The sequence below is a fragment of the Nocardioides sp. P5_E3 genome (assembly GCF_054049275.1).
In genome coordinates, this window is the sequence record NZ_JBFUMR010000034.1 from 18,900 (window position 1) to 39,442 (window position 20,543).

The following is a 20,543-nucleotide window of genomic DNA, read 5'->3' on the forward strand; positions in this document are numbered from 1 at the left end:
CCATGGGTGACTGGCTGTATCTGATCATCGCCATTGCGGCCGTGGGGCTCCTCACGCTCGCCGGGCTGCTGACCTCCGGACGACGGCGGAAGGAGGTGCCGCCGCCGAGCGGCCGCACCGACGTCATCGCACCGCCCCCGACCGAGGGCGAGGTCGCGACCGAGGCGCCGCCGGAGCCGGCGGTCGACACCGCCGAGCCGGTCGTCGAGGCCCCGACGGTCGAGAAGCCCGAGGGCACGGCGTCGCGCCTCGTGCGCCTGCGGCAGCGGCTCTCCCTCTCCCAGGGCGGCCTCGGCAAGGGCCTGCTGGCCCTGCTCAGCCGCGAGCGCCTCGACGAGGACACGTGGGAGGAGATCGAGGACACCCTCCTGACCGCCGACATCGGCGTGGCACCGACCCAGGCGCTCGTGGAGCGACTCCGCACCCGCCTGCGGGTCGAGGGTGGCCAGCCGTCCGACGTACGAACGGTGCTGCGCGAGGAGCTGATCGAGCTCGTCGGCACCGACCTCGACCGACGCGTCCAGGTGACCGGCACCGACGGCAAGCCCGGCGTGGTCCTCGTGGTCGGCGTCAACGGCGCCGGCAAGACCACCACCGTCGGCAAGATCGCCCGGATCCTCGTCGCCGAGGACCTCTCGGTCACGCTCGGTGCCGCCGACACCTTCCGCGCCGCCGCCGTCGACCAGCTCGCCACGTGGGGTGAGCGCGTGGGTGTCGAGGTCGTGCGCGGCCCCGAGGGCGGCGACCCCGCCAGCGTCGCGTTCGAGGCCGTCAAGCACGGCGTCGACAACGGCGTCGACACGGTGCTCGTCGACACCGCCGGCCGCCTGCAGAACAAGGCCGGGCTGATGGACGAGCTCGGCAAGATCAAGCGCGTCATCGAGAAGCAGGCCGACGTCACGGAGGTGCTGCTCGTCCTCGACGCCACCACCGGCCAGAACGGCCTCATCCAGGCCCGCGTCTTCAGCGAGATCGTCGACGTCACCGGCATCGTGCTCACCAAGCTCGACGGCTCCGCCAAGGGCGGCATCGTGGTGCAGGTGCAGCGCGAGCTCGGCGTCCCGGTCAAGCTCGTCGGCCTTGGCGAGGGACCCGACGACATGGCGCCGTTCGACGCGGCCGCCTTCGTCGACGCGCTCCTCGGCTGAGCCTCTCGGGCCGCGCCCGGGCCGACATCTTCGGGAATCCCCGGCTGGCCGGGGATCGCTGAGCTTGTCAGGCCGTGCATGGGCCGACAAGCTCAGCGAGAGCCTGACAACCCCGTCCGGGGCGCGAGCACTTACGGCCGGTCAGCGGCGGGCGAGAAGGGCGCGCACGGCGTCGTCGATGAGGGTCTCGGCCCGCTTGTCGAAGCTGTGCTCGGCGATGATGCGCGTCGCGATCTCGCGGCGGGTCGCGTCGTCGGGGAAGGCGTCGTAGGGCGGCGTCACCAGGCGCGCGAGCTCGTGCTCGTTGTCGAAGGGGAGCACGAGGCCCGAGAAGATCTCCTCCAGGCCGTCGATGCGGTCGCTGAGGATGCGAGCCCCGCAGGCCGCCGCGTCGAAGAGCCGGTTGGAGGCGAAGCTGTCACGGCGCATGTCGAGGTGGTGGTCGTTGAGCACGATCCCCGCCGAGGCGTAGAGCGCGCCGACCTCGCGGTTGTCGACGCCGCCCGAGGCGATCTGGTCGCGCTCGACGAAGTCGGTCCAGTCGTTGCCGTGGAGGGTCAGGTCGGCGCCGATCGCGAGGGCGCTGCGGACGGCGTAGCGGTAGATCCCGCGTGAGTTGCCGACGAAGAGGAGCGCGGGCCCGGTGTCGGGCTCGGCCCGGTCGGGGTGGAACCAGCGCGTGTCGGTGCACTGCAGGAGCTGCGTGACGGGGGTGCCCCACTCGCGGCTCACCCGCTCCGACCAGCTGGTGCTGGCGGCGTAGACGAGGTCGAATCCGGCCACCTCGTCGGGCGTGATCATGTCGGGGTGGCTGATGATCCACTCCACGTTGAGCAGCCCCGGCCGGGGGGTGACGCGGTCGAGTCCGCGCAGCACCAGCAGCACGTCGTCGTGGTCACGCGAGTCACGGTGGCGGGCGTCGCGACGGTCGATGGCCACGTGCTGGCCGCGTCGTTCGAGGGCGTCGGCCAGGGACCGCGCGAAGTAGGTGTCGCCCCACCGGTCGCCGCGCTGGGCGGCGGGTGCGGCGATGTCGACGGCCCACCGCAGCCGCGGGGGCGACTCGCGGATGCCCTCGACGGCCCGCAGGACGAGCTCGGGCACCAGGACCGCCGCCGCGCTCCGGTCGGCGGGGTCGGCGCTCACCATCCGGCTGCGCTCGTCGGTCACCTCGAGCCCGGCAGCCCCGAGGTGCGCGTGGGAGTGGTCGGCGGGGGGCTGGGGGCCGGCGAGCACGGTCGCGCGCAGGGACGACATCGCGCCGATCAACGCCTCGGCGTCTGCGTAGGCGGTGCGGGAGGTGATCACCGCGCCGGGCACCAGCACCGATCCGCCGAGGCCGGCCCGCTGCGCCCGAAGGCCGAGGTCGGTCTCGGCGAGGACCGAGTGGTAGCGCGAGTCGAGACCGTGGAGCGCGAGCGCGGTCTCGGTGCGGAGCGCCACCAGGGGCGAGGCGGGCGCTGCGACCGCGCACTGGCCGATCCGTACGGCGTCGCTGGTGGGCAGGCCGGCGAGGAACAGCTCGGGGTGCGGGTTGTCGCTGGTGAAGCGGGCGCCGGCGCTGAGCACCACGCCGTCCAGGTCGACGACGAGCGGCTGCGCCACCCCCACCCCGGGCTCACGCAGCACCCCGGCGAGCTGCTCGGCGATCGGCTGGCGCGGCGGCATCGCCTCGGGCCGGACCAGCACCACGGTGCTCCCGGCGGCCTCCACGACGCCGACGTTGGTGGCGACCGACATCGAGACCGGCGCGGGGACCGAGACGAAGCGGGCGCCCGAGATGACCGAGGCGATGGAGGCGGCCAGGACGTGGTGCGCCCGGCGCATCCGGACGCCGACCAGCACCAGCTCCGAGCCCTCGCGCGGCACCGAGCCGAGCCACTCCACCGTCCGGCGGGGCTCCGGCCCCAGCGGCATGACGTGGCTGACCAGCGACTCGTCGGTCTCCCGGCGCGCGGCGGCGTCCCAGTCGACGAGCTGGCGCTCGAGGACGACGGAGTCCCAGTCGTCGTCGAAGCCCGGCGGCGGCGTGTCGGGCCGACGCAGGACGGGTACGTCGACGGCGAGCGGCTCGTGGTCGCGGGTGAGCCGCAGCAGCAGGTCGCGCTCCACCGCCCCGTCGAGGCCCTCGTCGAAGCCCCCGACGTCCTTGACGGCGTCTCGTCGCAGGAGCGCGGTCGCGAGGTCGACCGGGCGCCCGCCGAGCAGCTCGTGGCGCGATCGGCCGACAGCACCTGCGCCCGCCACCACGGCGGCAGCCCCGCTGTGGTGGGCGTGCGCCAGCAGGTCGCCGAGCATCTCAGGGAGCCACTCGCGCCCGAGCGGCAGGAAGGCCACGTGCTCCCCGGTGCCGTGCTCGAGGGCCACGTTGAGCGCGCGGGCGAGCCCGCACCGCGACTCGCGCACGACGGTGACACGGTCGTCGAAGGCCGCGACGCCCTGCAGCACGGCTGCGGTGTCGTCGACCGACCCGCGGTCGACGGCGACGAGGTGCCAGTCGGTGAAGGACTGGGCCTGCAGCGACGCCACCGTCTGGTGGACGAGCGGTCCGGCGTCCTGCGCGGCCATGACGACGGTCACCGCCGGGGAGGTGCCCAGCGAGGCGGGGAGCGCCGGCGTGGGGCCGACCAGCTGCGGACGCTCGCGGACGACCTCCTCGCGCCACTCGGTCGCGGCGGCGATGGCGGCGGCGCGGTAGGTGGACCAGGACACCTTGCGGGGCAGGATCCGCGTCGGCAGGGGGGTGCCCGGCCCGGAGGCCGAGAGCCAGTAGGACAGCGCACCGTAGGGGTGGTGCCGGGCCTCGGGGTAGGCCGCGAAGATGATCCGCGGGTCGACGAGCGGGTGCGGCGCGATGCGGTTGCGCCGCCGACGCTCGGAGACGTACCAGAGCACGGGGTGCTGGCCGACCCGCTGCCAGGAGCGGCGCCGCCCGATCCACTGGGCCTCGAAGAGCGGGTGGGGGGACACGTCGCCGGCGTCGACGACCGCGCGCGCCGCCTCGAGGGTCGACTCGAAGGTGGTGCCGAGCTGGGCGGCGACGTAGTCGGCGTCGACGAGGCCGGAGGCGACCATGACCTCGGCGGCGTCGTCGAGCCTCACCTGGCCCGGCCGCCGACGCTCACCGCGCATCGGAGTACCTCACCCGCGGGAAGAGGGGCTCGAGGGCCAGCGGCGTGGGCAGCAGCCGCTCGGTGTCGCGGAGGGGGTAGTACTGCGCGGTCTCCTCGAGGAACTCGCGCACGCCGTCGAAGCGCTGCGGGAAGCGCCGCTCGCACAGCTCGAGCAGCCGCTTGGCGTCGAGGTTGTAGGGGTCGTAGCGCAGGGTGTCGATCTTGACGTAGGGGAGCCGGGCGTTGTCGAGCACCCGGTCGGCCAGGCTCCGGGCGGGGTTCCACGGCTCGTTGGCCCGCTCGCGCCACTCGCGTACCTCGGCGCGGGTGCGCGGGAAGTGGGAGCGGTGGGCGGCCCACCAGCGCATCCGCTCGCGGGCGATGCGCCGGTCCTCGGGGGTCTCGACGAAGTAGGTGTCGGAGAGGAAGCCCGCCTCGTAGAGCCGGCGCGACATGCCCACCTCGTAGCGCCGGATGACCTGGCGGCGCTTGGAGATCGGCTCCATCTCCTCCCAGAACGTCGTGAACGCCCGCGAACCGACCACCCACGGGCGGAAGGCGATGAAGAAGGACTGGATGTGCGGCGCGACGCGCTCGGCGCCCGTCAGGCCCCAGAAGTCGCAGGGCCGCGTGGCCATCTCGGTGAAGACCGACTCGTAGGAGTCGAGGGCGAAGACGTAGGTGTCGTTGCAGACCACCACCTCGTCGTACGCCGTGAGGTCGCCGGCGGCGTCGAGGCCGACCTTGTAGCTGAAGAAGTCGTAGCCGTAGTTGGCCCGCTCGACGAGGACCGCCCGCTCGGTCAACCAGGCGCGCGCCGAGTCCTGGAGGTTGGCCGTCGTGCAGACCAGCAGGGTGTCGACCGACGCGGCCAGCGCCTCCACCTGACCGCGCACGTGGGGCCGCAGCTCCCCGGCGACGTCGTAGTGCGCCATCACGGCCAGTCTGGACACGGCCGAACACTAACAAGCGGCCTCCGGGGCCGATCCGTTCACACACCTGTAACACGAGGGCTCATTCCGTTGCGTGCGTGCAACATCCGTCGCGGCCCCGCGAAACCTCGTCCGCACAGGCTGCGGGTCATCACGTGGGCACCGCCATGACAGCGGCGTCATGGCCTGGGTGACCACCCCGTTTCGTTCGTGCTCGAGTTCCTGGAGGTCCTGTGGACGGCTATTACGCCTTCATGCTGGTGGCGACTGCCTTCGTCCTGATGATGACGGTGCCCGCGCTGGCCCTGTTCTACGGCGGCATGTCGCGGTCGAAGTCCGTGCTCAACATGATGATGATGTCGTTCATCGCAGCCGCCATCGTCGGCATCCTGTACGTCGCCGTGGGCTGGTCGATGGGCTTCGGCGGCAACGGCACCTTCTTCGCCAACCCGTTCGAGCTGTTCTGGCTCGACGGCGTCACCACCGACAACTACATCTACGTGATGTTCCAGATGACCTTCGCGATCATCACCGCGGCCCTGATCAGCGGCGCGGTGGCCGACCGGCTGAAGTTCTCCGCCTGGGTGGTCTTCCTCCCGCTCTGGGCGCTCATCGTCTACTTCCCGATGGCCCACATGGTCTTCAGCTGCACCCCCGACTCGCTCATCTGCGGCCGCATCGGCGCCCAGGACTACGCGGGCGGCACGGCCGTCCACATCAACGCCGGCGTCGCGGCCCTGGTGCTCGTGCTGCTCCTCGGCAAGCGCATCGGCTGGCCCCGCGAGCAGATGCGCCCGCACAACCTCACGCTGACCATGCTCGGCGCGGGCATGCTGTGGCTCGGCTGGTACGGCTTCAACGTCGGCTCGATCGTCTTCGGCACCAGCTTCGACGAGGACCCCGACGCCTTCCTCTCGCAGTTCTACTCCGAGACCGGCCGCACCTTCGCCAACACCACCCTCGCCACCATGGCCGCCATCCTCGGCTGGCTCCTGATCGAGCGGCTCCTGCACGGCAAGGCCACCTCGCTCGGTGCCGCCTCCGGCATCGTGGCCGGCCTGGTCGCGATCACCCCGGCGGCCGGAGCCGTCGACATCAGCGGTGCCGTGGCCATCGGCATCATCGCCGGTGGCGTCTGCGCCTGGGCCGTCGGCCTGAAGTACCGGCTCGGCTACGACGACTCGCTCGACGTGGTCGGCGTCCACCTCGTCGGCGGCATCATCGGCACCGTGCTGATCGGCGTCTTCTCCACCGCGGAGGGCGCAGGCGGCGTGAACGGGCTGCTCTACGGCGGCGGGTTCGCGTCGCTGGGCGACCAGACCCTCGGTGTCATCGTGGCCGTCCTCTACTCGGGCATCCTCACCACTGTCATCGCACTGGCGATCAAGTACACGATGGGCCTGCGCCTCGACGAGGAGGACGAGGTCAACGGCATCGACCTCGCCGCCCACGGCGAGACGGCGTACGACCTGCACAGCGGCACCAGCGGCGGCGGCAGCGTGCTGGCCGCCTCCACCGCCCCTGTCGCGACCACCACCAAGACCGAAGGAGCCAGCGCATGAAGCTCGTGACCGCGGTGATCAAGCCGCACAAGTGGGAGGACGTCCGCGAGGCGCTCGAGACCTTCGGCGTCGCCGGGATGACGGTCTCCGAGGTCAGCGGCTACGGCCGCCAGAAGGGCCACACCGAGGTCTACCGCGGGGCTGAGTACGACATCGCCCTCGTCCCGAAGATCCGCATCGAGATCGTCGTCGACGACGCCGACGCCGACGACATCGTCGGGATCGTGGTCAAGACCGCGCAGACCGGTCGGATCGGCGACGGCAAGGTCTGGGTCAGCCCCGTCGAGACCGTCGTCCGTGTCCGCACCGGCGAGCAGGACGCGTCGGCACTCTGATGACGTTCCCTCTTCTCGGGACTCGCAGGGACCCCGCGTGACCGCAGAACTGCGACAGACCAGGGCGACCTCGGCCGACGAGCTCTGCCGGGAGGCGTACGCCGCCTCCGGCGGGCCCGTCACCGGGGTGGCCCTGGTCGCGGTCGGGGGGTACGGCCGGGGCGAGCTCGCGCCGCACTCCGACCTCGACGTCGTCCTGGTCCACGAGGACGGCCTCGACCTGGGCGACCTGGGAGCCACCCTCTGGTACCCGCTGTGGGACTCCGGGCGGCGGCTCGACCACTCGGTCCGCTCGATGAGCGAGGTGCTCGAGGCGGCGACGGACCTCCGGGTCGCGCTCGGCCTGCTCGACGCCCGCCACCTCGCCGGCGACCCGGGCCTCAGCCTCCGGCTGCGCACCACGATGCTGGCCGACTGGCGCCGCCAGGCCCGGACCCGCCTGCCGGAGCTCAAGGCGATGACGCTCAAGCGCCACGACGTCACCGGCGAGCTGGCCCACGCCTCGGTGCCCGACGTCAAGGAGGCCGAGGGCGGACTGCGCGACGCCGGCGTGCTCAAGGCGATCGAGGCCAGCTGGCTCGTCGACGCCTCCACCCCCGCCCTCGAGGCGGCGCGACAGATGCTCCTCGACGTCCGCGACGAGGTGCAGGACCTCGCCGGCCGCCCGGCCGACCGCATCGCCCCCGAGATGTGGGGCCCGCTGGCCGAGCGCCTCGGGCTCCCCGACGCCGGAGCCGCCCAGCGCCACGTCCGCTCCCTCGGCCGCCGGATCGCCCACCTCTCGCGGCTGGCGTGGCGGCGTACGGACGCCGTGATGGCCCGGTCGACGGGGGAGCGGGGCCGCAGGACGCCCGCGCTCGAGCGGATCGCCCCCGGCATCGCGCTCTCGCGCGGCGAGGTCGTCCTCGACGCGGGCACCAAGCCCGGCGACGACCCGACCCTGCTGCTCCGCGCGGCGGCGGAGGCGGCGAGCCGTGACGTCGTGCTCGCGCCCACCACCGCCGCCCGGCTGGTGCGGGAGGGAGCCGAGCTCCCCGTGCCGTGGCCGGCCCCTGCCCGCGACGCGCTCGTCCGCCTGCTCGCCAGCGGACCCGCCCTGCTTCCGGTCTGGGAGACCCTCGACGAGGTCGAGGGCATCGAGACCTTCCTGCCCGAGTGGGAGCAGATCCGGCTGCTGCCCCACGCCTCGGCCATCCACCGCTTCACCGTCGACCGGCACGTCGTGGAGACCTGCGCCGAGGCGGGCGCCCTGATCCGCAGCGTCCGCCGGCCCGACCTGCTGCTCGTGGCCGCGCTGCTGCACGACATCGGCAAGGGGTCGCTGCACGACCACTCGGTGGCCGGTGAGCCCCTGGCCCGCAAGGTCGTGGCCCGGATGGGCTTCACCGACCTCGACGCCGAGGTGGTGGCCTCCCTCGTGCGCTGGCACCTGCTGCTGGCGGACCTCGCGACCACCCGCGACCCCGACGACCCCGCCACCACCGCCGAGCTGCTCACCCACGTCCCCGACGCGGCCAGCCTCGAGCTCCTGCGTGCGCTCACCGAGGCCGACGCCCGGGCGGCCTCGCCGGCGGCGTGGACGACGTGGCGGGCGTCCCTGGTCGACCGCCTCGTCTCCCGGGCCGGGCACGCGCTCGGTGCCGAGATCACGCACGTCGACCCGGCCGGGTCGCTGCCCGTCCCCGACGCCGTACGACGCGACCCGACCGCCGTGTCGGTCGAGATCGCCCCCCACGAGGTCGGCGCCACCCTCACCGTGGTCGCGGCCGACCGCGTCGGGCTGCTCGCCGACGTCGCCGGCGGCCTCGCCGCGCTGCGGGTTCCGGTGCACGCCGCCCGCGCCTGGTCGCAGGTCGACGCCGAGGGCGAGTGGGCCGTCAGCGCGTGGGAGGTCCCGGACGCCTACCTCGACGCCAGCGTCGTGCGGGACCGGATCCGCCGCGTCGTCGAGGGCACCCAGCGGCTCCCCGACCTGCCCGCGCGCCCGGACGGCGAGCTGCCGCCGATCGTCGAGGTCCGCCCGGACGCCTCGCGCGCCTCGCTGGTGCTGGAGATCCGCACCTCCGACCGGCCCGGTGTGGTCCACCGCGTGCTCACCACCCTCGCCGGGCTGGGGCTCACGGTGGCCTCCGCGCACGTCTCCACGCTCGGCCCCCAGGCGGTCGACGTGTTCTACGTCCAGGAGGTCGGTGGGGTGCGCCCCACGGAGGAGCGCGCCGCGGCGGCCGCCCACGCCGTACGCACGGCACTGGGCGGCTGAGCTCGGCGGATGAGCCCGGACGGGGTGCGGCCGTTAGTCTTGGTCGTCGTACCAGACTCTGATCCACCCTGATCCACCACCGATGCGAGGGACAGACCCAACCGTGTTCGCCACACTCTCCGACCGCCTTGCCGACACCTTCAAGAACCTGCGGGGCAAGGGCCGGCTCTCCGAGGCCGACATCGACGCCACCGCGCGTGAGATCCGCATCGCGCTGCTCGAGGCCGACGTCGCCCTGCCCGTGGTGAAGGAGTTCGTCGGGGCGGTGAAGGAGCGTGCCCGCTCCGAGGAGGTCAGCGGCGCCCTCAACCCGGCGCAGCAGATCATCAAGATCGTCCACGAGGAGCTCGTCACGATCCTCGGCGGCGAGACGCGCCGCCTGCGCTACGCCAAGAGCGGGCCGACGGTCATCATGCTCGCCGGCCTCCAGGGCGCCGGCAAGACGACGCTCGCGGCCAAGCTCGCGCTGTGGCTCAAGGACCAGGACAAGACGCCGATGCTCGTCGCGGCCGACCTCCAGCGTCCCAACGCCGTCCAGCAGCTGCAGGTCAACGGCGAGCGCGTCGGCGTCCCGGTCTTCGCCCCCGAGCCGGGCAACGGCACCGGAAACCCGGTCGACGTCGCCCGCGCGTCGATCGAGGAGGCCAAGCGCAAGCTCCACGACGTCGTCATCATCGACACCGCCGGACGCCTCGGCGTCGACGCGACCCTCATGCAGCAGGCCGCCGACATCCGCGACGCGGTGCAGCCCGACGAGGTGCTCTTCGTCGTCGACGCGATGATCGGCCAGGACGCGGTCACCACCGCGCAGGCCTTCCTCGACGGGGTCGGCTACGACGGCGTGGTGCTCACCAAGCTCGACGGCGACGCCCGCGGTGGCGCCGCGCTGTCGATCCGCTCGATCACGGGCAAGCCGGTCATGTTCGCCTCGAGCGGCGAGAAGATGACCGACTTCGACCTGTTCCACCCCGATCGGATGGCCTCCCGCATCCTCGACATGGGCGACATGCTCACCCTGATCGAGCAGGCCGAGAAGGCGTTCGACTCCGAGCAGTCGCTGAAGGCGGCCGAGAAGCTCGCCACCAAGGGCGGCTTCACGCTGGAGGACTTCCTCCAGCAGATGATGCAGATCCGCAAGCTCGGCTCGATGACCAAGATCATGGGCATGCTCCCCGGGATGGGTCAGTTCCGCGACCAGCTCGAGAACTTCGACGAGCGCGAGATCGACCGCATCCAGGCGATCATCCAGTCGATGACGCCCGCCGAGCGCGACAACCCGAAGATCATCGACGGCTCGCGTCGCGCCCGCATCGCCGCCGGCTCCGGCCGCCAGGTGTCCGACGTCAACCAGCTCGTCGACCGGTTCTTCGAGGCGCGCAAGATGATGGAGTCGATGGCCAAGGGCGGTGGCATGCCCGGGATGCCGGGGATGCCCGGGATGGCCGGCGGCAAGCGCTCCGGAGCGCGTCAGCCCGCCCAGGTCAAGGGCAAGAAGGGCAAGAAGCGCGTCTCGGGCAACCCGGCGAAGGCTGCCCAGCAGAAGGCCGCGCAGAAGACTGCCTCGGACGAGAAGGCCGCCAACCCCTTCGGCAACCCCGACGGCGCCGACGTCGACTACGAGAAGGCTGCCGAGCAGCTCAACCTGCCCAAGGACTTCTCGCAGTTCCTCAAATAGTGTCCACCCTCGTCGTCGACGGCGCCAACGTCGTCGGGTCCGTTCCCGACGGCTGGTGGAAGGACCGCGCGGGGGCGGCACGCCGCCTGCACGAGCGGCTCCTGGTCGCCGACACGTCGTACGACGAGATCGTGCTGGTGCTGGAGGGCCAGGCCAAGGGTGGCGTGCGGGCCGGCCGGGACGGCCACGTGCGCACGGTGCACGCGGCGCGTGACGGCGACGCCGAGATCCGGGAGCAGGCGCGCCGTGCGGGCGAGGCCGGCGGCCACGTCGTCGTGGTGACCGCCGACCGTGCGCTCGCTGCCAACGTGGCGCCCGCCCAGGTGCTGAGCCCGACCTGGCTGCTCGACCGGCTCTGAGCTCGTCGGCGCCCGTTCGCGGGCGTGCTGCGGGCCGCTCCTGCGCTATCCGAGCGGGATCCGGATGACCGACCCGCCGCCGGGGCACACCGAGCAGGTGGTCACGTAGGCGTCGTCGCCGGCGACCGCGATGCCGTACGGCGCGTTGAGCCCGCCTGCGACGACCTGGGGTGCCGCACCGGGCCGGACCCGCACGACGGACCCGGGACCGCCCTGCAGGATGCCGATCTGAACGGCGTAGAGCTCACCGTCGTGCCAGGCCAGGTCGGTCACGTTGGTCAGGCCCGTGGCCCAGACCGTCGGCGCCCGCCCCGGCACGACCCGGAGGATCCTCGAGTAGCCCGGGACGAACGGGAAGCCGGTCAGCTCGCTGACGTAGTAGGCGCCGTCCGGCCCCACGACGACCCCGGTGGGCACCGAGTCGACCGGGATCTGGAACGGCGGGAACGGCACGGCGGCGAGGCCCGGCGTGTCGAAGACCGCGAGGGTCGAGACGTGGCCGCCCTGCACCGAGAGGAGCGCGTTGCCGCCCGCGTCGGCGACCACGTGGCCGCCGCCGTTGCGCAGCAGGCCGGTCGGGTTGGTGTCGGGGCCCTGCCCGTCCGGATCGGCGGCCGTCTCGAACGCACCGATGTCGGTAGCGATCCTGGGGCCGGCGTTGGGGAAGGCGCCCGACACGAGCGTGCCGAAGTACGCACCGGCGGCACCGAGGTCGGCGCGCACCGCCGGGTCGTTGCCCAGGCCCATCGTGACGACGTACTTGTTCTGCCCGGTCACGACCACGTCGGCCGGACCGATGGCGCCGCCGCCGCTCTCGCCTGCGAGCGAGGGGAGGCCGGTCAGCACGCGCGCCTGCTGGCCGTTGCGGACGCGGGTGATCGCTCCGGTCATGCCCAGGCAGGCCGGTCCCTCCGCACCGTCGACGCACGGACCCGTGCCGCCCACGCCCGACTCGGCGACGTAGAGGGTGTCGCCGGTGAAGGACAGCTGGCGGGGGTTGTCGAGCCCGCTGGCGACGGTGGTCCACGGGGGATCGGCCGCGATGGCGGGGGTGGGGAGCAGCGGGACGGCCAGGGCCAGCCCGCAGGCGACGGCCGCAGGGCGGGAGAGACGGTGCATGGGGGACTCGCCTTCGGTGGGGGGATTTCGGCTGTCCCGGCGGGCGGCGACCGGACGACGACCGGCGCAGCGATCGGGGGCGCGCGTCGCCCGCGGGGCTGGTCCCCACGCTGGCACCGGCGGGCGCCGGCCGGCATCCACCGTTGTGGGTAAAGGACGTCGCCCGCCTGCGCGTGCATGTGCGCAAACGCGTGGGACGCCGGTTGGCGACTGCGCCCTACGTGGTGTGACCGCGGACCTCGCTGGGCCCGCCAGCCAGGTGTTGGTCGGGCGTACCGCTTCGCGTGAGACCGACGGCTCGCACGCTGGGCAGCCCACCCTGCGCCGCCGCGAGCGTCACGTCGTACTGGACGTAGCGTCCGGCAACCCCGGCGCGGCTGCCTGGCCTGGTGACGACCTTCCACCCCGACCAGGTGGAATCGGGCGTTGCCCGGTCGCCGGCGCGGACCCGCACCACGATCTCCGAGCCCGTGGGCAGGTGTGCGTCGAGCACCAGGCGCTGCCAGGTCGCCTTGCGTCCGGAGTCGACCACCCGTGAGGTGTAGCGGCCCCAGCCGCGCACGCCGAGAGTGAGACCGCCCAGCCCGGCTTCGTCGACCCGGAGGTCGCCGCGGAGCGTGCCGGTGCGGAAGTCCTCGGTCGTCATCATGGCGATGCCCACGCCCGGGGTGCGGAGCCGACTCGACCGCGGCGCTGCCGCATTGCCGGAGCCGTCCCGCGAGGCCGCCCGGACGGCGTACGACTTCCGCTGGAGCAGCCCCGTGACCACGATCGTGTGGCTCTTGGTCAGGCTCGAGTCGAACCCGCTCCGGTGCAGGGGACCCCCGACGCGCCCGAGGTCGACGACGGACGTCGCGGGCTCGCTCGTCCGCCAGGTGACCCGGGCCGAGCCGTCGGGCAGCGGCAGGACCCGCAGCCGGCTGATGCGCGGCGCTGTTCCGTCCACGGCCGGCGTCATGAACGACGCGGGTGCAGCGTTCGCTGCCGGCCACACGGTGGGGCGTCCGCCCGGCCCGCGCGACTCGACGCGGTAGTAGTAGCGGGTCGCGGGCCGCAGGCCCCCGAGGTCGGCGAGGTGGTCGGTGGTGCGACCCGCGAACGGGACCCGGGTGGCGAGCCGGGTGGGCGTGGTGCCGAGCAGCACGTCGCTCGTGCCGGGGTCCTCGGTCGTCCAGGCGGCCGTCGTGTCGCCGGTGTCGGACGTCGTGACGGCCACGCCCGAGACGCGGTTGGCGGCGCCGGCCCCACCCGCAGCGTACGTCGCCTGGTGGGCGCCGCCGACGGCGGGGAACACGGCGTACTGCTGGCCCTTGACCGTCATCGTCGTGAAGGGCACGGCGGTGCCGCCGCGCGTGACGGCGCTCAGCGTGGTGCCGCCCGGGCCCGTCGTCGGCAGCATCGCCGTCAGCCCCGTCGCGCCGACGCCGATGCCGACGGTGAAGGACAGGGTGTTGCCGCCCCATGAGATCCCGCTGAACGACGAGCCGTTGCGACCGTCGGTCCACGTCAGCAGCTGCCGGGCGGCGATGACCGGCACGCCACGCGACTGGGCAGAGGCCAGCACCTGGGTGTCCTCGAAGGTCGAGGCGCTGTCGGTGTGCAGGTTGGCGGTGAACGCGCCGTAGTAACCCAGGGGGCCGAGCGCCCGGTCGAGCAGCGTGTTCGGCGTGAACGGGTAGGTCTGTCCGGACTCGTCAGTCATGTTGGTGTTGGCCTGGAAGACGTCGATCAGGGAGCCGTCGGTGTCGGTGAACCGCATCGGCATGCCCGAGCCGTTCATGAAGCCGGGACGGTCGGCGATCCACGAGCCGGGGTAGTAGTAGTAGTTGGTGTCCAGCCGGATCCCCGAAGCGAGCTCGGCCCTGGCCTGGGAGACCCAGTCGCTCCACACGATGCAGTGGAAGCGGCTGGTGGTCGGCGACGGCACCGAGGCGTACGCCGCACGCCACTGCCCCAGCTGGGTCGTGTACATGTCCTGGAGGGACTGGTACGACGTGAAGTTGGCGCAGCCGCTCGTCGGGTGGAGTCCGACCTCGAAGCCCTGGCCGTTGAACGACGCAGCCTGCGTGTTGGTCATCGGTGTGCTCGGGTAGACGTACGACGTGAAGCGGGGGCACTCCCACCGGGCGACCGAGCAGCCCGACGGGCTGGCCGCGGCGTAGGTGCTGAAGCGGCCCGGCGTGCCGCCGGTGCCGTGGTCGTCGCCGGTGGCCACGACGACGGCCTTGGTCGTGCCGGGGAAGTACCAGAACCTTGGCACCGGGAACCGGTCGCGCGCCGTGACGGTCACCAGGTTGGCGAGCAGTCGCTGCTGCTCGTCGGCCTGCGGGATGTGCGCCTTGGAGAGGTTGACCCAGTCGGTCGCCGTGCTGCCGCCGAAGAAGAGGTCGTTCGACCGGTTCGGCGTCGCGGAGTCGCGGTCCTGCCCGGCCCACGCGAGGTTGCCCTGTCGGGTGGCGATCACCGAGCGCGCGAGGTCGAACGCGAAGGTTGCGACCTGGCCGCCGTTGGAGCCGACGCTCCGCAGTGTCACCGCGGGCAGGCTGGTGCTGGTGGTGGCGCTGGAGTAGAGCGTCGCCACGGTGGTGGCGCCGTTGAGCGTGTAGCGGTTGGCGGTGCCGTGGAACTGCATCGTGTCTGTCGTGATGCCGGCGCCGGGCTCCACGGCCGCGTTGACCGCGACATAGCCGTCGGCGACGGTGCCGGCCTGGGCGGCGATCCCGGCGAGGCTGTAGAGGCGGCTGTCGGGTCGCATCGCGACCAGGTTGCCGCCGGCGTTGACCCAGTCGGTCAGGGCCGTCACCTGGGCGTCGGTGATCGCCACGTCACCGAGGACGACCACGGCGTAGGGCGCAAGGGTGGTGGCGTTGAGCGTCGAGACCCGGATGTTGGCGAACTCGTTGAGCCCCTCCGCGCGGAGGATTTCCGAGAGGTAGGACGACGACGGGTTGCCGGTGCTGGTGACGACCGCGAGCGGCCCGCCCGGCCCGTCCTCGACGCCGGGCGGCGGGGGGGCGGACGTCTGGAAGCTCCACGACACCGGAGCCATGGTGTTGTTCGCCCCGTCCTTGGCCCCACTGGCCTCCACGGTGTACGACGTGGAGTAGCCCAGGTCGATGGTCGGCGTCAGGGTGGCGGTGCGGGTGCCGGCGTCGTACGACGTGGTGGACGGGACGACCTGGTTGGCCGGGCCACGCAGCACCATCGAGACGGTGGAGCCGGTGACCGATTCGCTGAAGGTCGCCTGCGGCCGGACGCTGACCGGCACGCCGGTCGTGTCTGGGGTCGGCACCCGGTTGTTGAGCGTCGGCGGCGTGGTGTCGGTGGAGTCCTCCTGGAAGACCACGTCCACCCAGTAGTTCTCCGACCCGAAGCTCAGGTTCGGGAAGGTGCTGGCCGTCGAGGTGTAGCGGTAGAGGCCGTTGCCGCCGTCGGTGCCGTTCTGCAGTGCCGTGAGCGGGCCGCGCGCGCTCGCCGCGGAGCTGAAGTAGCCGCTGTTGACGACGTACCTGCTCGGCGTGAAGTACGACGCGATGTACGTCGTGTTGGCCGTCACCGCGATCGGTGAGCTGAAGGTCGCTTCCTGCCACCCGCTGGCCGACCCTCCGGTGAAGGTGACCTGGCCGAGCCGGGTGCCGGTCGAGGTCCACAGGCTGCCGACGTGGGTGCCGGTGGCCTGGCTGGGCCGGTAGTAGCGGATCCCGGTGATGAAGCCCGGTGCGTCGGACCGGAACTTCACTCCGAGCTCGACGGAGCTGGTGTCCGGGTCGGTGCTGGCGGGGGCGGTGGTGGGCGGCCAGATCGTGCATGGGCAGCTCGAGGTGGTGGCGGCAGTGGTGAAGCTCCAGCTCACCGCGTCCATCTGGTTGCCGGCGGGGTCCCGCGCCCCGCTGACCGACGCGGTGTACGTCGTGCTGGGCGCGAGGCTCGCGGTCGGGTCCAGGGTCGCCGTGCGGCTCGTCGCGTCGTAGGTCGTCGTGCCGGCGACGAGCGCGTTGGCCGGCGTGCGCAGCTCGAACGCGATCGTGCCCGGCTGTACCGGCTCGCTGAAGGTCGCCGTCGCGTTGACCGCCGTCGAGACGCCGCCCGCCCCGGGCGCGGGTGCGCGGCTGCTGAGGGCGGGCTTGGTCGTGTCAGGCGTGTCGGTGGTGAACGCCCACGAGACCGGGTCGATCAGGTTGCCCGCCGTGTCGCGCACGCCGGTCACGGTCGCGGTGTACTGCGTGGTCGCCGTGAGGTTCGCCGTTGGGTCGAGGGTGGTTGTGCGGGTGGCGGCGTCGTACGTGATGGCTCCCGCAACGAGGGTGTTGCCGGGCCCGCGGAGCTCGAGGCCCAGCGTCGACTGCTGGATGGGCTCGGAGAACGTCGCGGTCACGTTGGCGCCCACGCTGACAGCGGTGGCACCGGACGCAGGGGTGCGTCCCGTGACGGTCGGCTTGGTGGTGTCGGGCCCGTCCTCGAAGACGACGTCCACCCAGTAGTTCTCGCTGTTGAAGCTCTGGTCGGGGAACGTGCTGGGCGTGGAGGTGTAGCGGTAGAGGCCGTTGCCGCCCGCGGTGCCGTTCTGCAGGGCCGTCAACGGTCCACGCGCGGTGGCGCTGGTGGCGAAGTAGGCGCCGTTGGCGACGTACCTGCTCGGCGTGTAGTAGGAGGCGACGTACGTCGTTCCCGCCGTGACGGGGATCGGCGTGGCGAAGGTTGCCTGCTGCCACCCGCTCGCCGTGCCACCGGTGAAGGTGACCTGGCCCAGGCGGGTCCCGGCTGCACTCCAGAGGCTGCCGACGTGGCTGCCGGTGGCCTCGGCGGGCCGGTAGTAGCGGATCCCGGTGACGAAGCCATCGGTGTTGGATGTGAACTTCACGCCCAGCTCGACGGAGCTGGTGTCGCCGTCGGTGCCTGCCGGCGTCGCCGCTGAGGGCCAGATCGTGCAGGGGCAGTCAGAGACCACGGCCGTCGTGGTGAACGACCACGACACCGGGTCCAGCTGGTTGCCCGAAGCGTCCCGGGCCCCACTGAGGTTGACCGTGTAGGTCGTGCTCGCAGCGAGGTCGGCGTTCGGGTTGACGGTGGCCGTGCGGCTGGCGGCGTCGTAGGTCGTGGCGGCGGGCACCAGCGTGTTGCCGGGGCCGCGGACCTCGAAGGCGACCGTGGCCTGCTGCACCGGCTCGCTGAACGTCGCCGTGGGTGACACCGCGCGCGCGACACCGGTCGCACCGACCGCCGGGGTGCGACCGGTCACCGTGGGCTTGGTCGTGTCCGGTGTGTCGGTGGTGAAGCTCCACGTGACCGCGTCCATCTGGTTGCCGGCCGGGTCGCGGGCGCCCGAGAGCGCCGCCGTGTAGGTCGTCGTGGCTGCGAGCGCCGCCGTCGGGTCGAGCGTCACCGTGCGGCTGACCGCGTCGTACGACATCGTGGCGGGTACCACGGCTCCGCCGGGCGCCCGCAGCTCGAACGCAACGGTCGCCTGCTGGACCGGCTCGGAGAACGTCGCGGTGACGTCGCTGCCCAGTGCGACCCCGGTGGCGCCGGAGGCGGGGGTCCGGGCGGTTACCGTCGGCTTCGCGGTGTCGTTGGCCTCGGTGTAGACGATGTCGACCCAGTAGTTCTCGGAGCCGAATGTCAGGTTGGGGAATGCGCCCGCGGTCGCGGTGTAGCGGTAGACGCCGTTGCCTCCGTCCGTGCCGTTCTGCAGCGCCGTGAGCGGGCCGCGAACGGTCGGTGCGCTCGTGAAGTAGCCCGAGCTGACGGCGTACCTGGCCGGGGTGAAGTAGGACGCGACGTACGTGGTGCCGGCGGTCACCGGGATCGGCGTCGCGAAGCTTGCCTGCTGCCACCCGCTCGCCGACTCGTTGGTGAAGGTGACCTGCCCGAGCCGGGTGCCGGTGCTACTCCACAGGGAGCCGACGTGGCTGCCGGTGGTCGTGGCGGGCTTGTAGTAGCGGATGCCGGTGATCAGGCCGTCGGCGCTGGCGCGGAACTTCACGCCGAGCTCGACCGGGCTCGTGTCGGGATCGGTGCCTGCCGGTGTCGCGGTCCCCGGCCAGATGGTGCACGGGCAGGTGGTCGGCGCGGTTCCGACGGTGACATTGGTGGTCGCCGCGGTGCCGAGGCGGGCGCTGTCGTCGACGGAGCGGGCGCGCAGGGTCAGGGCGCCGGACGACGACGGGGTGAACGTGTAGGTCCAGGACCCGCGGCCGGTGGCGCGGCGCCACGTCGCCCCGTTGTCGGTGGAGACCTCGACACCTGCGACCCGGCCACCTCCCGTGTCGGTGGCCGTGCCGCTCACCGTGACGGGGGTGCCGACCGGGAGCGTCGCGCCGGCCGCCGGCGCGGTGATGGTCGCGGTGGGCGCGGCCGTGTCGGTGGACGCGGAGGCAACGGTGAGGCCGGGGCGCAGGGTGTCCGGCTGGACCCCCATGTCGGCGAAGAGATTCACGGTCGCCTGCTGGGCCGCCGTGTCAGGGGCGGCCGAGCCGCGGTCGTGGTTGCCGTCGAGGGCCCAGGCCCACTGGATCGTCCCGGCGCTGAAGACGAGCGCTCCGCTGGGCGCACGGTAGGTCGTCATGGCATGGGTCGCCTGCCCCGATGCATAGCTGCTGCCGTAGTCCTGCAGCCGGTCGCCCGTGCCCGTCGTCTGGGAGACGCGGAAGGTGCCAGGTGGTCGGGATCCGTTGTCGGGGTCCTCGTCCCACTCGTAGCCGATGACGTTGGTGCCGATGGTCGTCGTCGCGTTCGGGCCCAGGGTGGCGACGCGGGTGTTGCGCCAGAAACGCATCTGACCGTCGGCCTGCCCGACGACCATGTTGATCGCGCAGCAGTTGATCGCGAACATCGTGCCCGTCAGCCCGTTCTCGGGGCGGCCGCCGTCTGCCGGCGGGCTGAACCGCGGGTCGCGCCACGTCCCGGTCCACGTGTTGGCGAGCGGGTCGATCTTGGCGTCGGCGTGCGTCTCCTTGTAGGACACCAAGGTGCGGTGCGAAGCGCCGGAGCCGTCGATGCTGTTCTCCCACCGGGTCTTCCAGAACACCTCGTTGCCGGAGAGGAACGCCAGGTTGACGCCCGCGTCGCGGGCGGCCTCGACGTTGGCCCGCTGGGTGCCCGACCAGTACTCGTCGTGCCCGACGCTCATGAACACCTTGTGCTCGAGCAGTTCGGCGCCCCGACGGTCGGTGTCGACGCCGGAGCTGTAGCTGACGTCGTACCCGTTGGACTCGAGGAAGCGCACCATCGGGTACTCGCTGTTGAAGACCCAGTCCTCCGGCGCGTTGCCGCGCGTGGTGAACGGGCGGTTGTAGCTGACCTTGTAGGCGCGCCCGGCCGGTGCTCCGGCGTACAGGCTGTTGCCGCCGTAGGTGTTGTAGGCCTGCCACGTGGTGTCCGAGGTCTGGAAGAGCATGTCCGAGCCACCGTCGTCGTCGCGCACCACGAAGAAGACGTGGCTCGCGCCGGCGGTGCCGTCGGTCCGGGTCAGCTTCGCGAAGTAGATCCCCGACACCGCGGTGCCCGGCACGGCCCATGACGCGTTCTGGGTCCAGTTGCCGCAGTCGACCAGGCCCGTCGCGACGGCGGTGAGGCAGTTGGGTTGGTTGTTGAGCACGGTCGGGGTCACGGTCGCGACTCGACGGGCCCCGTCCCCGCCGTAGTAGCCCATCCGGTAGATGTCGAGGCGGTACGACGAGGCGCTGGTGTCGACCTTGAACCCGATCGTCTGACCCTGGTCCACGCTCATGTCGGTCGCGTAGCCCTGGATCGTCGTGGACCCGGCGCCGGTGACGCCCCACTCGCTCTCGGGGCTGCCGGGAAGGGTGTTCTCGCAGGCGACCGGGTTGGTCACGGGTGGGTCGCACGGCGCGGCCGCCGCGGGCGTGGCCGCGGTGACGATGACGAGGGCGGCCGACGCGAGGATCAACGTCAGCAGCGCAGCCAGTCGTCCTCGTACGGGCATGGCACCACTCCTGTCCCCGGCCCACGGGACCTGTCCCTGAGCGACGACAGCCGCGGACACCGTGTCCTCCATCGTGGGTTTGGTGCCCGGCCGGC

Annotated in this window: 10 protein-coding genes; 6 read left to right on the forward strand and 4 right to left on the reverse strand. The window is 72.4% G+C overall.

What is annotated here, in order from left to right; translation table 11 throughout:
- The first annotated feature begins 2 nt into the window (after positions 1-2).
- Positions 3-1,148: a signal recognition particle-docking protein FtsY gene (gene ftsY / locus ACXJKB_RS18995; RefSeq protein WP_457191136.1), complete on the forward strand. Its 1,146-nt coding sequence runs from the start codon at positions 3-5 to the stop codon at positions 1,146-1,148.
- A 141-nt stretch (positions 1,149-1,289) separates the two neighbouring features.
- Here the strand turns inward: ftsY and ACXJKB_RS19000 are convergent, their stop codons facing one another.
- Entirely contained in the window at positions 1,290-4,280 is a 2,991-nt protein-coding gene (locus ACXJKB_RS19000) for a glycosyltransferase family protein (protein WP_457191138.1), read from the reverse strand.
- Positions 4,270-5,214: a rhamnan synthesis F family protein gene (locus ACXJKB_RS19005; protein ID WP_457191140.1), complete on the reverse strand. Its 945-nt coding sequence runs from the start codon at positions 5,212-5,214 to the stop codon at positions 4,270-4,272. The genes ACXJKB_RS19000 and ACXJKB_RS19005 overlap by 11 nt, the downstream gene beginning before the upstream one ends.
- Positions 5,215-5,426: 212 nt before the next feature.
- Between ACXJKB_RS19005 and ACXJKB_RS19010 the strand changes: the two genes are divergently transcribed.
- From ACXJKB_RS19010 to ACXJKB_RS19030, 5 genes are all read left to right on the forward strand, one after another.
- A complete protein-coding gene (locus tag ACXJKB_RS19010; protein ID WP_457191142.1) occupies positions 5,427-6,755 on the forward strand; it encodes an ammonium transporter in 1,329 nt (442 codons plus the stop codon).
- Positions 6,752-7,090 (forward strand): P-II family nitrogen regulator, encoded by a 339-nt coding sequence (locus ACXJKB_RS19015; RefSeq protein ID WP_172259157.1) that lies wholly within the window; start codon positions 6,752-6,754, stop codon positions 7,088-7,090. The genes ACXJKB_RS19010 and ACXJKB_RS19015 overlap by 4 nt, the downstream gene beginning before the upstream one ends.
- 37 nt (positions 7,091-7,127) lie before the next feature.
- On the forward strand, positions 7,128-9,350 hold the full coding sequence (locus ACXJKB_RS19020) for a [protein-PII] uridylyltransferase (protein ID WP_457191145.1): 2,223 nt from the start codon (positions 7,128-7,130) through the stop codon (positions 9,348-9,350).
- A gap of 103 nt (positions 9,351-9,453) precedes the next feature.
- The gene (ffh, locus tag ACXJKB_RS19025; RefSeq protein ID WP_457191147.1) at positions 9,454-11,025 is read left to right on the forward strand and encodes a signal recognition particle protein; all 1,572 of its coding nucleotides are present in this window, start codon (positions 9,454-9,456) and stop codon (positions 11,023-11,025) included.
- On the forward strand, positions 11,025-11,384 hold the full coding sequence (locus ACXJKB_RS19030; RefSeq protein ID WP_457191149.1) for a hypothetical protein: 360 nt from the start codon (positions 11,025-11,027) through the stop codon (positions 11,382-11,384). Before ffh ends, ACXJKB_RS19030 begins: the two co-directional genes overlap by 1 nt.
- 45 nt (positions 11,385-11,429) lie before the next feature.
- Here the strand turns inward: ACXJKB_RS19030 and ACXJKB_RS19035 are convergent, their stop codons facing one another.
- Together ACXJKB_RS19035 and ACXJKB_RS19040 are read right to left on the reverse strand one after the other, a co-directional pair.
- Positions 11,430-12,503: a ScyD/ScyE family protein gene (locus tag ACXJKB_RS19035; protein ID WP_457191151.1), complete on the reverse strand. Its 1,074-nt coding sequence runs from the start codon at positions 12,501-12,503 to the stop codon at positions 11,430-11,432.
- Positions 12,504-12,720: 217 nt separating this feature from the next.
- Positions 12,721-20,448 carry a DUF4082 domain-containing protein gene (locus tag ACXJKB_RS19040; RefSeq protein ID WP_457191153.1) on the reverse strand — a complete coding sequence of 2,576 codons (7,728 nt, stop codon included), beginning with the start codon at positions 20,446-20,448 and terminating at the stop codon, positions 12,721-12,723.
- Between the last annotated feature and the right edge of the window lie 95 nt (positions 20,449-20,543).